Origin of the sequence: Mesorhizobium sp. 113-3-3, assembly GCF_016756495.1 — a bacterium.
Taxonomy (GTDB): Bacteria; Pseudomonadota; Alphaproteobacteria; order Rhizobiales; family Rhizobiaceae; genus Mesorhizobium.
Window position 1 is genome coordinate 2904677 of the sequence record NZ_AP023243.1, and the last position, 12322, is coordinate 2916998.

The following is a 12322-nucleotide window of genomic DNA, read 5'->3' on the forward strand; positions in this document are numbered from 1 at the left end:
CGGCAATCAATCGAAGCGGCGGGGCGCCAGCAAACGGAGACATCTTATGAAAATCGTCATCATCGGCGGCACCGGCCTCATCGGTTCCAAGACCACCGAACGCCTGCGCAGGCAAGGCCACGAGGTGATCGCGGCCGCGCCGAACACCGGCGTCAACACCATCACCGGCGAGGGCCTGCGGGAAGCGCTCGAAGGTACCGACGTCGTAATCGACCTCGCCAACTCACCTTCCTTCGAGGACAAGGCGGCGATGGACTTCTTCACGACGTCGGGCCGCAACCTGCTCGCCGCGGACAAGGTCGCCGGCGTCAGGCACCATATCGCGCTCTCGGTCGTCGGCACCGAACGGCTGCAGGACGCCGGCTATTTCCGCGCCAAGCTCGTCCAGGAGAATCTGATCAAGGCTTCCGGCATTCCCTACACCATCGTTCATTCCACGCAGTTCATGGAATTCCTGGCGGGCATCGCCAAATCGGGCACGGTTGGCGATGCGGTGCGCCTGTCGCCGGCCTATGTGCAGCCCATCGCATCCGACGACGTCGCCGAAGTGATGGCCGGGGTCGCGCTCGCCGCGCCGATCAACGGCACGATCGAGATTTCCGGCCCCGAGCGGGTGCGGATGAGCGAACTCGTCGCCCACTATCTCAAGGCTGTAGGCGATCCCCGCGAGGTCCTGGCCGATCCGGAGGCGCTCTATTTCGGCGCGCGGCTCAACGACACTTCGTTGGTCTCAGACAACAATCCCCGCCTTGGCCGGATCACCTTCGAACAATGGTTCGCCACGTCGGCGCGGAAATGACCGCCGGGATGCGCCGTGGCTCAGGCACAGCACTCGACACACAAAGGAGTTTTCAAATGATCAGGTCAATCATCACCGCCCTCGTCATGACGTCGGCCCTTGCAGGTACGGCCAAAGCCCACGATGCCGGCGAGAAGGCGGCCAAGGTCACCGTCGTCTACGAGCATGAACTGCCGAATGTTCCGGGCAAGAGCATCAAGGGTATTCTGGTCGAGTACGGCCCCGGCGGCACCTCGCCGGCACACACCCATCCGACCTCCGCCTTCATCTATGCGACGGTCCTGGAAGGCTCCATCCGCAGCCAGGTCAATGATGATCCGGTCAAGGTCTACAAGGCCGGTGAGAGTTTTTCGGAGATGCCGGGCGATCGCCACAGCGTGAGCGAGAACGGCAGCGAGACGGAGCCAGCGAAGCTGCTGGCGGTGTTCGTGGTCGATATCGCCCAGAAGGAACTGACCTATCCGGTCAAGAAGTAGGCGCAAAGGGCCGGGCGCCTCGCCGGCGCCCGGCCGCATTCAAATCATGCGGCGTTCGATCCGCGATGAGAGTGACCAGCCGCCGCGATCATGCGGTCCTGATCACCCGGCGCGCTCAAGCACCCATTCGAAGCTGCTTTTCCAAAGGTCCGCCGGGATGTCCAGGGCCAGCGCTTCAGTGAGGTCGGAAAGCCGGACGCTGCGCAATTTTGCACGCCAGGCCTCGTCGGCTTCCCACATGATGCGCGCCACCGGGCAAGGGCCCCTTTCGCAATAACCCTGGGGACGACACGGATTGTTCTCGCGGATGTTGTTGCACACAAATGTCCGCGCCTTGCCCTCCACCGCCTCCACTATGTCGAGGAAGGTCAGCTCGGCCGGCGGCCGCGCCAGCCGGTATCCGCCCGACGGACCCAGCGTCGTATCGACCAGACCCGCCTGCGACAGGCTTTGCAGCGCCTTGGAAAGATATTCCTTGGGAAGGCCGTGGAATTCGGCAAGCGCCTTGGTGGAGAGATAACGCCCTTCAGGCAGGCCGGCGAGAATGGCGCAGCAGTGCAGTGCCCATTCGACTTGGCTTTTCAGGATCATCCAGGGATTCCAGCCGACCGCATTCTATTAAGGATATGAAATATCCCTATTCTGCAGTGGTGTAAACAGACAGGTGCTGGCGGGGCGGGAATCAGCGTGGTTCATTGGTCGCGGCCCGATTCCCGCGCAATCGAACTCATGCACTCCATCGCACAATGACTGCGATCTCCACCGCCTAATAAACCAATTCCGCTCGTGCCATCTTTCCCCGAGACGACATACGAGGCATCCCCATGACCACACACCCCAACAAGGTCGCCCTCATCACCGGCGCCAATCGCGGCATCGGGCTGGAGACCGGGCGCCAGCTGGCGAAGCTCGGCTTCACGGTGCTGCTCGGCGTGCGCGATCCGGCCAAGGGCGAAGCGGCGGCCAAAGGGCTCGACGGCCATGCCGAGGCTATCGCGCTCGATGTCGCTACACCTGATGTGGCTGCAAGGGCTGCCGAAGACGTGCAGCGCCGGTTCGGCCGGCTCGACGTGCTGATCAACAATGCCGCCATCCATTACGACACCGGCTCGCGCGCCTTGCGGCCCGACTGGACTGTCATCCGCGAGGCGTTCGAGACCAATGTCTTCGGCGCCTGGCGGGTGGCGGCTGCCTTCGCGCCTCTGCTCAAGGCCGGCGGTCACGGAAGGCTGGTCAATGTGTCTTCCGAAGGTGGCTCTCTGGCTTCGATGGGGGCGGGCGCGCCGGCCTATTCGACATCGAAGGCGACGCTCAATGCGCTGACCTGCGTGCTGGCGGCGGAATTGCGCGGCTCCGGCGTGCTGGTCAATGCCATCTGCCCGGGCTGGGTCGCCACCGACATGGGCGGGGCGGGCGGACGCCCGGTGGCGCAAGGGGCGGCCGGCATCGTCTGGGCCGCGACCTTGCCGGATGACGGCCCGACCGGCGGCTTTTTTCGCGACGGCAAAAGACTGCCGTGGTGAGCGAACAGGAGGCGAAGATGAGAATCGGAATTTTGGGCGCCGGCATGATCGGCGGCACGGTCGGTCGGCTGTGGGCTGAGGCCGGCCATGATGTGACCTTCGGCGTGCGGCATCCCGAGCGGCTGCGCTCGATGCTTTCCGGCCTTGGCGGCAAGGCCAGGGCCGGTTCGGCCCTCGATGCCGTTGCCGGCGCGGATGCCGTGCTGGCCGCCATCCCGTTTCGGGCCTGGCCCGGTGTCGCGGCCGAGATCGCGGCAGCGCTCGGCGACAAGGTGTTGCTCGACGCCACGGTGCCCGATCCGCCGCGCGACGGCGCTTTCGGCGACGCCGCGCTTGCCCGCAAGGACGGCGTGGCTTTTGCCGTCGCGCCGCTCTTGCCGCGTGCAAAGCTGGTTCGCACCTTCAGCACCGTGATGTGGACGACGCTGCAATCGCAGGCGCATCGCGCCGGCGACAGGATCGGCATTCCGCTCGCCGGCGATGACGAAGGAGCCGTCGCCCTGGCCTCGCGGCTGGTGAGCGATGCCGGCTTCGATCCGGTCTTGGTCGGAGCGCTGTCGCAGAGCCGCCGCTTCGATCCCGGCACATCAGTCTTCGACAGCGGCATGAGCGGGCCACAGGTTCGGGCGGCGCTTGGCCTTATGTGAAGCGTTTCACGATCTGAATCGTGGAATTGCTGTAAGCGCCTGTTTTGACGAACTTTCAGCGAATCTCACTTGCCTTGCCGCGCACAAGAAAAAGCCGCCCTCGCTTGGCGAATGGCGGCCTTTTCCCGGGAGGATGTCAGAAAGAAAGGTTGGCGATCAAGCCGCCTTGGCGTGCTTGTGGATACGCTTGTGGTGGTGCTTGCTGGCAACGTGCTTGTGGCCGTGCTTCTTGCCCGCGTGCCGGTGGGCGTGCTTGCGCCCATGCCGGTGGTGCTTCTTGTGGTGCCGGTGACGCTTGTGTGCGGCCGCCTTGACCGGCGTCTTCGCCGCGTCCACGGCAGCGGGAGCCGCCGGCGCCGGAGCAGTCGCGGGGGCGGGCGTCGTCGCCGGAGCGGTCGTCGTCGTGGCCGCCGCATTGGCGGTGCCTACAACCGGCATGGCCAGACCGAGCGCAATGGCGAAACCGAGGGCGGAGAGGAAGGGCTTGTTCATGATGGGCTTTCCTTTGATGGCTGCTGTCACTGGTCGAGGTCGACCGGTGTCACTCCAAGAAGTTTCAGGGCGTTGGCGTAGGTCCGGATGCCTTGCGCTTCCTTGCGCTCGGCACAGAACCGGTTCGCCTTGTCCTGCAGTGCCGTTGCCGTGGCGATCTGGCTGGCGCTGGCACCGGGTTCAGCTTTGGTGCGAATGGCTCCGTCGAGTTGAGAACCGAGCCGGCTGCAATATTCGCTCCGGGTAACCGCCGCCTCCGCACCCGAATGCGCGACCGCAAGCATGGCGAGCGAAATGCCTGCGAGGGCACCCATCCATCCGGTCGAACGTCGTTGCATTGTCGGGACCATCCCTTTGCGTTCATGTGGCGACCGCTGTCCGGTGGCCACGAGGATGGTTATGCCTGACGATCTTTTCGCCAGTTTTTCCCGCATGTTGAATCTTGTTTCTGAAGTGTGTCTGGGGGGAAGCAGCCAATCTCCCCCACGAGGGGGGAGATCGGCTGTCTGCGGCGCTTGCGCCTCTTCCTTTGGCGCCGTCCTTCGCGTATGGCGCCGGGCAAATCCTTTCAGCGCAGGCATAGTCCGGAAATCGCATGATCAGACTTGAAAGCATCAGCAAGCAGAACGGCCGCCAGCTTGTCTTCATCGAGGCGTCGGCTTCCCTGCAGAAGGGCGAGAAGGTCGGCCTTGTCGGGCCGAACGGCGCCGGCAAGACGACCTTGTTCCGCATGATCACCGGCCAGGAGCAGCCCGATGAGGGCCAGGTGCAGTTCGATCGCGGCGTGACCATCGGCTATTTCAGCCAGGACGTCGGCGACATGGCGGGCCACAGCGCTGTCGCCGAAGTGATGAACGGCGCCGGGCCGGTCAGCGACGTGGCGGCCGAGATGGCCGAACTGGAAGCGGCCATGGCCGATCCCGACCAGGCCGACCGGATGGACGAGATAATCGAGAAATATGGCGAGGCGCAGCATCGCTTCGAGGAACTCGACGGCTATGCGCTGGACGGCCGGGCGCGTGAGGTGCTGGATGGTCTGGGCTTTTCCCAGGAGATGATGGACGGCGATGTCGGCAAGCTGTCCGGCGGCTGGAAGATGCGCGTGGCGCTGGCGCGTATCCTTCTGATGCGGCCCGACGTCATGCTGCTCGATGAACCGTCCAACCATCTGGACTTGGAAAGCCTGATCTGGCTGGAGCAATTTTTGAAAGGCTATGACGGCGCGCTCTTGATGACATCGCACGACCGCGAGTTCATGAACCGCATCGTCAACAAGATCGTCGAGATCGATGCCGGTTCGCTCACCGCCTACTCCGGCAATTACGAATTCTACCAGCAGCAGCGGGCGATCGCCGACAAGCAGCAGCAGGCGCAGTTCGAACGCCAGCAAGCGATGCTGGCCAAGGAGATCGCCTTCATCGAGCGCTTCAAGGCGCGCGCTTCCCATGCCGCACAGGTGCAGAGCCGCGTGAAAAAGCTCGACAAGATCGACCGCGTCGAGCCGCCCAAACGCCGCCAGGTGGTGAATTTCGAGTTCCAGCCGGCGCCGCGTTGCGGCGAGGACGTCGTCACCTTGAAGAATGTCCACAAGGCCTATGGCAGCCGCAGCATCTATGAGGGGCTGGACTTCCAGGTCCGCCGCCGCGAGCGCTGGTGCATCATGGGCGTCAACGGCGCCGGCAAGTCGACGCTGCTCAAGCTGGTGGCCGGCGCTTCCGACCCCGACACCGGCACGGTGGCGCGTGGCCCGAGCGTGAAAATGGGCTATTTCGCCCAGCATGCGATGGAACTGCTCGAAGGCGAGCGCACCGTGTTCCAGACGCTGGAAGACAATTTCCCGCAGGCCGGCCAGGCGCCGCTTCGCGCGCTCGCCGGCTGTTTCGGCTTTTCCGGCGACGAGATCGAGAAGAAGTGCCGCGTCCTGTCAGGCGGCGAGAAGGCGCGGCTGGTGATGGCGCTGATGCTGTTCGATCCGCCCAATCTCCTGGTGCTGGACGAGCCGACCAACCACCTCGATATTTCCACCAAGCAGATGCTGATCGAGGCGCTGTCGCAGTATGAGGGCACCATGCTGTTCGTCTCGCACGACCGGCATTTCCTGGCCGCGCTGTCGAACCGCGTGCTGGAACTGACGCCGGAAGGCATCCACACCTATGGCGGCGGCTATACCGAATATGTCGAGCGCACGGGGCAGGAAGCACCGGGACTGCGGAGCTGAGCGGCGGATCCGGTACAACGGATAGCCCCGGTCTCGTCGATCAGTCGAGACCGGCGACGCGCAACCCCTCGATATAGCGCGCCCGGTCCTTCTCGTGGACGATGGGGTGGTATTTCTCGACCCAGTCCACGGACACGGTTGGATGCAGGCGCCGCGTCTGCGCCAGCGCGTGGGCGGCGGTGGCGCGATCGCCCGCCATGCCGGCCGAGGCGGCGTATGTGCGCCAGGCCGTCCCGAAATTCTGCCTGAGATCAACCGCCCGCCGTTCGAACTCGGCAGCCTCGGCATAACGCCCGGCCATGAAATGACAGAGCCCGGTGACGGAAAGGCTGCCCGCCTGCGTGAAGTCGCGCGGGCTGAGTCGGTCGGCCAATGCGACATGGTGCAGGCCGTCGTCGGGCATGCCGGCATAGGCATAGGTCGATCCAAGGATCATATGCGCGTAGGCGAGGCTTGGATTGAGGGTAATCGCCTCGGACAGAGCCCTCACGGCCGGATCGAAACGGCGCGAGGCCATATGCACGAAGCCCGTCGCGAAGTGCGTCCAGGGGTCCTCCGGGTCGCTGCGGATCGCCCGCTGCGCCATGTCGTGGGCGGTCGGCAAGGCGGCCTGGGCATCAGCCAGTCCAAGCATCGCCTTTGCCGCCAGGCCCCAGGCGATCAGGCAATTGGCGCGCGGATAATCGGGGTCAATGTCGATGGCTTTTTGAAGCAGCGGCTCGGCGATCTCGAAATCCGGCAGGGAGGCCCAGGTCCAGACATAGGGCATTGCCTTCATCACGAAGCCCCAGGCGTCGAGGCTGCCGGGCGACCGGCTCTGGAAACGCTCCTGTTCGGCGACGTAGAGCCTGGGCTCGATGGCGCCGATAACGCTTTGGGCGATCTCGTCCTGCAACGAGAAGAAATCGGCGATCTCCGCATCGTAGCGCTCGGCCCAGATCTGGCGCGCGGCGTCGGCGTCGCTCAGCCTGGCGTTGATCCGCAGACGCTGTCCGGAGCGGCGCACGCTCCCGTCGAGCACATAGCGCACGCCGAGCTCGCGGCCGATCTGCTTCACGTCGACCGCCTTGCCACCATAGGTGAAAGACGAGTTGCGGGCCGAGACGAAGAGCCAGCGCAGCCGCGCCAGGCGAGTGATGATGTCTTCGGCAAGGCCATCGCCGAAATATTGCTGCTCGGCGTCGTCGCTGAGGTTGGCAAAGGGCAGCACGGCGATCGAGGGCCCGGCCTCGGCGCTATCGGCCGCGACCGCGGCCGCGTCGAGGCAATCCACCGCGCCACCGAAGCGATAGCCGATCCGGGGGATGGTCGCGATCCATTCGGCATCGTCGGGCCCCGGCCCAAGCAGTTTGCGCAGCAAGGCAATCTGGACGGACAGGTTGCTTTCCTCGACCGCCGCGTGCGGCCATGCCGCGTCCATCAGCGTCGCCTTTGACAGGACTTCGCCCGGTCGGTCCACCAGTGCCGCCAGCAGCCGCACGCCGCGATAGCCGACCGGAACGGGGACGCCCTGCCGAAGCAGCGTTCCCGCCTCCGGGTTAAGCTCGAACGGACCGAATGCGAACCGTTTCCCCACCATGGCGCAAAATAGCATCTTTTCGCAGCTTTTCGGAACTATTCGGTCGTGCACCCGGGACGAAATCCGCCCACCGGGCTCATCCTGTCCCTGTGTTTGGAGACAGGAGAACCCCAATGTCCGCAGTTGCCTTTGACCGTATCAGGTTCGAGACCGAGGCCAGCCAAGCGGTTCCAACGAGCAGCCGGTGTCCGCGCGAGGAAGAATTCCGCGCCGCCCTCGACCGCTATATGGCGGACTACATCGCCTGCCAGAAACGCCGCGACATCGGGCGCCACGGCGATGCCGAATGCCACAGGGACGGCGCGCGAGTGGCGGGCGGCGGGGGCGGCACCGCGAAGGGCGGTGCCGCCCGGGCAGACTAGGCTAGTTCAGCACCCGCTCGTCGACTTGGTCGATGCTTGTCATGCCTGTCAGCGCCATGGTGACGGACAGTTCCTTGCGGAGGATCTCGATGGCGGTCGCCACACCGGCCTCTCCGCCGGCGCCGAGGCCGTAAATATAGGCTCGGCCGACCAGGCAGCCCCTGGCGCCAAGAGCGAGCGCGCGCATGACATCCTGGCCTGACCGCACGCCGCCATCGAGCAGCACCTCGGTTTGGGAACCCACCGCTTCAACAATGTTCGGCAGCCGGGAGATCGTCGATGGTGCGCCATCCAGCTGACGGCCGCCATGATTGGACACGACGATCGCATCGGCGCCGACCTTGCTGGCGATGCGCGCATCGTCCACGTCGAGAATGCCCTTGATGATCAGCTTGCCCGGCCAGATGCTCCTGATCCACTCGACGTCATTCCAGTTCAGCGAGGGATCGAACTGATGCGACACCCAGTCCGCGACTTCCTTGATGCCTTGCTCGCCTTTTACACGGCCGGCGAGGTTGCCGAACGTCCAGCGCCTGGCAGCCAGCATCCGCCGGGTCCAGCCGGGCTTGGTCGCCATGTTGAGCAGATTTCGCAGTTTCAGCGACGGCGGAACCGAAAGCCCGTTCCTGACGTCGGCGTGCCGCTGTCCCAGCACCTGCAGGTCCACGGTGAGCACCAGCGCGCTGCAGCGGGCAGCGAGCGCCCGCTCGACGAGCGAGCGCACGAAGCCTCGGTCCTTCATCACATAGAGCTGGAACCAGAACGGCTTCCCGACCGCCTCGGCAACGTCCTCGATCGAGCAGATCGCCATCGTTGCGAGCGTATAGGGGACGCCGGCCGCCTGCGCGGCGCGACAGGCATGGATCTCGCCGTTGGCCCATTGCATCCCGCCAAGGCCGATCGGCGCCAGCGCGATCGGCAGCGAAACCGTCTCGCCGAGGATCGTTGTCGCGGTTTCCCGTTGCGAAACGTCGACCAGCACGCGCTGGCGCAGGGTGAGGCGCTCCAGGTCGGCCCTGTTGGCGCGCAAGGTTTGTTCCGAGTAGGCGCCTGCCTCGACATAGTCGAAAAAGGCCCGGGGGACGCGGCGGCGGGCAGCCTGCCGCAGATCCTCGATGCAGGTCATGGTCTTCAGCGGCAAGAGGGCCGGTCGCGTCTTGGACCGGTCGCGAACTGCCGCGGCTTCACTGAGTTGTCCAAGGTCAGGTACTGCGGTGATCAGCCTGTCCATCGTCGCCTCCCATTTAATATTAGATATGGCTTATACATTGAATGTCGGGTACGCGCGGATGTAAACTCACTAGCGAGTATACATTCATCGGCGTCAGCCCCGTGCCCAGATCCTCCGACCGGACCCGACCAGACATATTGCAGGCGGCGTACAAGCTCTTTCGCCGCCGGGGATTCTTTCGCGTCGGCATGGACGAGATCGCGCGCGCCGCCGGCGTCACCAAGCGTACGCTCTACTATCATTTCGACAGCAAGGACGCGTTGCTGACCGCGGTGCTGGCATCACAGCACGAGCGGGCGTTCGGCGAGTTCCAGACCTATGGCATCGACCTGTCGGGCGGTCCGGAGCAACTGATCGACAAGCTGTTCGGCGGACTGGCGCGGTGGTCCGCCAAGCCGCGCTGGGCGGGATCGGGATTTACCCGGCTGGCAATCGAACTCGCCGATCTCTCGGGGCATCCCGCACGCTCGATGGCACGCCAGCGCAAAGGCCTGATGGAGCAGCAACTGGCAACCCTTCTCGCCGAGGCGAAAGTGGCGTCGCCGCGCGAGCGCGCACGCGAGCTGTTCCTGCTGGTGGAGGGGGCGATGGTCATGCTGCTGATCCATGGCGACCAAGACTATTGCGACGCCGCGGCCGAGGCTGCCAAACGGCTGGTCGTGGACAGACCGGCCGTTTGAAGCGGATGTTCAGCCTTCGTCGGGCAGTACCACCGCGGGCTCTAACCCTTTGTTTCGACGCAATTCCCAAGGCAAAGCGCTACGCGCTTTTGCTCTAGCCAAGCAGGTCGGGCTGCTGCCTGAGGATGCGGTCGTGGAGCGGCTGGCACTGAAACCAGCCGGCGTGGGGCGTGCCGTTCACCGCCCGGGTGGCTTTGGCGTTTTCCGGGTCGACCTGCAGGGGCGTCCCAACACTTTCGGCGAGGAATTGCGCCTGGCAACACCGTTCCATCGAGATGAACCACCAGACGGCCTCGTCGACGGTCTGGCCAACCGTCAGCAGGCCATGATTGCGCAGGATCGCCGCCTTGTGGCCACCGAGGCTCTCGGCGATCCGCGCTGCCTCGCTCGCGTCGGTGACCAGCACCCGCGTGTCATCGAAGAAGACGTGATCCTCATAGAAGGCGCAGGCGTCCTGCGTGATGGGATCGAGCAACCGGCCGACCGCCGACCAGGCCTTGCCATAGATGGAATGAGCGTGCGCGGCCGCCACCACATCCGGCCGCGCCGCGTGGATCTGGTGATGAATGGCGAATGCGGCGACATTGACGGGCATCGTGCCCTCGACCACGGCGCCCGCGCCGTCGACCCGAATTAGATCCGAGACGGTAACGTGCGCGAAATGCATGCCGAACGGATTGACCCAGAATGTATCGGTGAATTCCGGGTCACGGGCGGTGATATGCCCGGCGACGCCCTCGCTGAAGCCCAGCGCCGCGAATATGCGGAAGCCGGCGGCAAGCCTTTCCTTTCGGTGCTGCCGCTCCTGTTCGAGGTTGTCGAAGCTGGGTGGCCCGCGCAGCTTGAACAGCGGCCCATAAGCTGCCCGCTTGCTTGCGGCCAGATCGCTTTCGGTGTCCGGAATTGCTGTGACGATGTCCATGACGCTCTCCCTGGGGCTGCACCGCCGGCATGACGGCTGGCCCCAGATTGGGGGAGCTTGGGAGCGGCGTATCAAGGTCTCCGCAAATTGTTCCGAATTGTTCCGAATAGGTGCGAACTGTTGCATGGCGTGGCCATGATCAGTCCAACCTCCCGGTGCTGGACGAGCCGACCAACCACCCGACACGCACGCTTTGTCGGACGCGCTCGCCGATATTGGCCGCCCTTCGCCATTGTCGTCGTTTGCGCTCAGCCGAGTTCCTCGGCGAGGCCGATGAGAAGGCCTCCGGGTCCACGAATGTAGCAGAGCCGGTACACGTCCTGATAGTCGACGACGTCGCCGACAAGTTGCGCGCCGCGATTGCGGAGCCTTTCAAGCGTGTCGTCTATGTCGTCCACGGTGAACATGACGCGGAGGTAGCCCAGGGCGTTGACCGGAGCATTGCGGTGATCCTCGACGACCGGCGGTGTGAGGAAGCGGGACAGTTCGAGCCGGCTGTGGCCGTCCGGCGTGCGCATCATGGCAATCTCGACGTGCTGGTTGCCGAGTCCCGTGACGCGTCCGGCCCATTCGCCTTCGATCGTGGCCCGGCCTTCGAGTTCAAGGCCGAGCTCGCGAAAGAAATCTATCGTCTCAGCGAGGTCATCGACGACGATTCCGACATTGTCCATCCGTTTGAGCGCCATGCATCCAACCTCGTGCCTGGATCAAAAGCTTATCAGTCTTCCACCCTGGAAAAGGCGGCTGTCGAGCCGACGCCGCCTTCTCGAGTTTCCGTCCGGCCTATTGCCGTCGAAGGAATGGGAGAGGGCCCCTTACCTGAGCGAGATGGCCAGGCCGCTGAGATCGGCGTTGACCTGAAGGCCGACCTGCTTGCCGGACAATTCGAGCTGGGCGCCCTTGTCATTGGTCATGACGATCACCTGGGCACCCTTGCCCAGCGTGCCGCCGCCGCCCGCCGCACCGTAGACCCCCGTCACATCGCGGGCGCGCTTGACATGGCGCACGGTGCCGCGAAAGTAGGTCTTGGAAACGCCGAAGGCGAGGCCGCCCGAGACGCCGCCGATCGAGATGGGATAGGTTTTGCCGTGGAAGGTGAACGTGCCTTCGCCGCCGGAGCCGCCGACGAAGAAAGCCGCCTTGTAGACGGCAAAGCGGATCGTGCCGCTGTCGGCATGCGCGGCGCTGGCAAAGCCGATGCCCGCCGTGGCGATGGCGGCAACCGCGATTCTACGAAATCCGGACGAAATATTCATGATGAGAGCTCCTTGAGGTCGCCGCTTTGCCGGCTGGGATGTCAGCGTCGTGTCAAAGTTCCAACTGAACAGTCTCGCCCGTCATTTGGTTCCCGGCACGCGGCCTGAATATGGCGCAGAGAAGATCGACACGAGGC

The 12322-nt window shown here is 64.5% G+C and carries 15 protein-coding genes; 7 read left to right on the forward strand and 8 right to left on the reverse strand.

The window, feature by feature from the left end:
• Positions 1–46: 46 nt before the first annotated feature.
• The gene (locus JG746_RS14130) at positions 47–799 is read left to right on the forward strand and encodes an SDR family oxidoreductase (RefSeq protein ID WP_202358680.1); all 753 of its coding nucleotides are present in this window, start codon (positions 47–49) and stop codon (positions 797–799) included.
• A 56-nt stretch (positions 800–855) separates the two neighbouring features.
• A complete protein-coding gene (locus JG746_RS14135) occupies positions 856–1275 on the forward strand; it encodes a cupin domain-containing protein (RefSeq protein ID WP_202358681.1) in 420 nt (139 codons plus the stop codon).
• 102 nt (positions 1276–1377) lie between these two features.
• Here JG746_RS14135 and JG746_RS14140 read toward each other — a convergent pair whose 3' ends face one another.
• Positions 1378–1866, reverse strand: a complete 489-nt coding sequence (locus JG746_RS14140; protein ID WP_202358682.1) for an RrF2 family transcriptional regulator — start codon at positions 1864–1866, stop codon at positions 1378–1380.
• Between the two features lie 233 nt (positions 1867–2099).
• Here JG746_RS14140 and JG746_RS14145 point away from each other — a divergent pair, with 233 nt between their 5' ends.
• Both JG746_RS14145 and JG746_RS14150 read left to right on the forward strand, forming a co-directional pair.
• Positions 2100–2798, forward strand: coding sequence for an SDR family oxidoreductase (locus JG746_RS14145; RefSeq protein WP_202358683.1), 699 nt, complete (start codon positions 2100–2102; stop codon positions 2796–2798).
• Positions 2799–2815: 17 nt separating this feature from the next.
• Positions 2816–3445, forward strand: a complete 630-nt coding sequence (locus JG746_RS14150; RefSeq protein ID WP_202358684.1) for an NADPH-dependent F420 reductase — start codon at positions 2816–2818, stop codon at positions 3443–3445.
• Between the two features lie 156 nt (positions 3446–3601).
• Here the strand turns inward: JG746_RS14150 and JG746_RS14155 are convergent, their stop codons facing one another.
• Positions 3602–3937: a hypothetical protein gene (locus tag JG746_RS14155; RefSeq protein WP_202358685.1), complete on the reverse strand. Its 336-nt coding sequence runs from the start codon at positions 3935–3937 to the stop codon at positions 3602–3604.
• A 26-nt stretch (positions 3938–3963) separates the two neighbouring features.
• A complete protein-coding gene (locus JG746_RS14160) occupies positions 3964–4275 on the reverse strand; it encodes a hypothetical protein (RefSeq protein ID WP_202358686.1) in 312 nt (103 codons plus the stop codon).
• 257 nt (positions 4276–4532) lie between these two features.
• Between JG746_RS14160 and JG746_RS14165 the strand changes: the two genes are divergently transcribed.
• Positions 4533–6155, forward strand: coding sequence for an ABC-F family ATP-binding cassette domain-containing protein (locus JG746_RS14165; RefSeq protein WP_202358687.1), 1623 nt, complete (start codon positions 4533–4535; stop codon positions 6153–6155).
• A gap of 40 nt (positions 6156–6195) precedes the next feature.
• Here the strand turns inward: JG746_RS14165 and JG746_RS14170 are convergent, their stop codons facing one another.
• Positions 6196–7734 (reverse strand): winged helix-turn-helix domain-containing tetratricopeptide repeat protein, encoded by a 1539-nt coding sequence (locus tag JG746_RS14170; protein WP_202358688.1) that lies wholly within the window; start codon positions 7732–7734, stop codon positions 6196–6198.
• 113 nt (positions 7735–7847) lie between these two features.
• Here JG746_RS14170 and JG746_RS14175 point away from each other — a divergent pair, with 113 nt between their 5' ends.
• A complete protein-coding gene (locus JG746_RS14175) occupies positions 7848–8096 on the forward strand; it encodes a hypothetical protein (RefSeq protein WP_202358689.1) in 249 nt (82 codons plus the stop codon).
• Position 8097: 1 nt separating this feature from the next.
• On the opposite strand, the gene JG746_RS14180 is transcribed toward JG746_RS14175, so the two are convergent.
• Entirely contained in the window at positions 8098–9231 is a 1134-nt protein-coding gene (locus JG746_RS14180) for an alpha-hydroxy acid oxidase (RefSeq protein ID WP_202359358.1), read from the reverse strand.
• 137 nt (positions 9232–9368) lie between these two features.
• Between JG746_RS14180 and JG746_RS14185 the strand changes: the two genes are divergently transcribed.
• A complete protein-coding gene (locus JG746_RS14185) occupies positions 9369–10007 on the forward strand; it encodes a TetR/AcrR family transcriptional regulator (protein WP_274609329.1) in 639 nt (212 codons plus the stop codon).
• A 94-nt stretch (positions 10008–10101) separates the two neighbouring features.
• Here JG746_RS14185 and JG746_RS14190 read toward each other — a convergent pair whose 3' ends face one another.
• The 3 genes from JG746_RS14190 to JG746_RS14200 all read right to left on the reverse strand — a co-directional run bounded on the left by JG746_RS14190 (position 10102) and on the right by JG746_RS14200 (position 12185).
• On the reverse strand, positions 10102–10929 hold the full coding sequence (locus JG746_RS14190) for a class II aldolase/adducin family protein (RefSeq protein ID WP_202358691.1): 828 nt from the start codon (positions 10927–10929) through the stop codon (positions 10102–10104).
• 248 nt (positions 10930–11177) lie between these two features.
• Positions 11178–11615, reverse strand: a complete 438-nt coding sequence (locus JG746_RS14195; protein ID WP_202358692.1) for a VOC family protein — start codon at positions 11613–11615, stop codon at positions 11178–11180.
• A gap of 129 nt (positions 11616–11744) precedes the next feature.
• A complete protein-coding gene (locus tag JG746_RS14200) occupies positions 11745–12185 on the reverse strand; it encodes a hypothetical protein (protein WP_202358693.1) in 441 nt (146 codons plus the stop codon).
• Positions 12186–12322 lie beyond the last annotated feature (137 nt).

What these genes read in the sequence shown, in the direction of transcription:
- JG746_RS14190 (WP_202358691.1), bottom strand. Translation starts at nt 10,929, where the DNA reads ATGGACATCGTCACAGCAATTCCGGACACCGAAAGCGATCTGGCCGCA.
- JG746_RS14185 (WP_274609329.1), top strand. Translation starts at nt 9,369, where the DNA reads ATGTCGGGTACGCGCGGATGTAAACTCACTAGCGAGTATACATTCATC.
- JG746_RS14135 (WP_202358681.1), top strand. Translation starts at nt 856, where the DNA reads ATGATCAGGTCAATCATCACCGCCCTCGTCATGACGTCGGCCCTTGCA.
- JG746_RS14200 (WP_202358693.1), bottom strand. Translation starts at nt 12,185, where the DNA reads ATGAATATTTCGTCCGGATTTCGTAGAATCGCGGTTGCCGCCATCGCC.
- JG746_RS14130 (WP_202358680.1), top strand. Translation starts at nt 47, where the DNA reads ATGAAAATCGTCATCATCGGCGGCACCGGCCTCATCGGTTCCAAGACC.
- JG746_RS14150 (WP_202358684.1), top strand. Translation starts at nt 2,816, where the DNA reads ATGAGAATCGGAATTTTGGGCGCCGGCATGATCGGCGGCACGGTCGGT.
- JG746_RS14175 (WP_202358689.1), top strand. Translation starts at nt 7,848, where the DNA reads ATGTCCGCAGTTGCCTTTGACCGTATCAGGTTCGAGACCGAGGCCAGC.
- JG746_RS14170 (WP_202358688.1), bottom strand. Translation starts at nt 7,734, where the DNA reads ATGGTGGGGAAACGGTTCGCATTCGGTCCGTTCGAGCTTAACCCGGAG.
- JG746_RS14160 (WP_202358686.1), bottom strand. Translation starts at nt 4,275, where the DNA reads ATGCAACGACGTTCGACCGGATGGATGGGTGCCCTCGCAGGCATTTCG.
- JG746_RS14145 (WP_202358683.1), top strand. Translation starts at nt 2,100, where the DNA reads ATGACCACACACCCCAACAAGGTCGCCCTCATCACCGGCGCCAATCGC.
- JG746_RS14155 (WP_202358685.1), bottom strand. Translation starts at nt 3,937, where the DNA reads ATGAACAAGCCCTTCCTCTCCGCCCTCGGTTTCGCCATTGCGCTCGGT.
- JG746_RS14140 (WP_202358682.1), bottom strand. Translation starts at nt 1,866, where the DNA reads ATGATCCTGAAAAGCCAAGTCGAATGGGCACTGCACTGCTGCGCCATT.
- JG746_RS14195 (WP_202358692.1), bottom strand. Translation starts at nt 11,615, where the DNA reads ATGGCGCTCAAACGGATGGACAATGTCGGAATCGTCGTCGATGACCTC.
- JG746_RS14165 (WP_202358687.1), top strand. Translation starts at nt 4,533, where the DNA reads ATGATCAGACTTGAAAGCATCAGCAAGCAGAACGGCCGCCAGCTTGTC.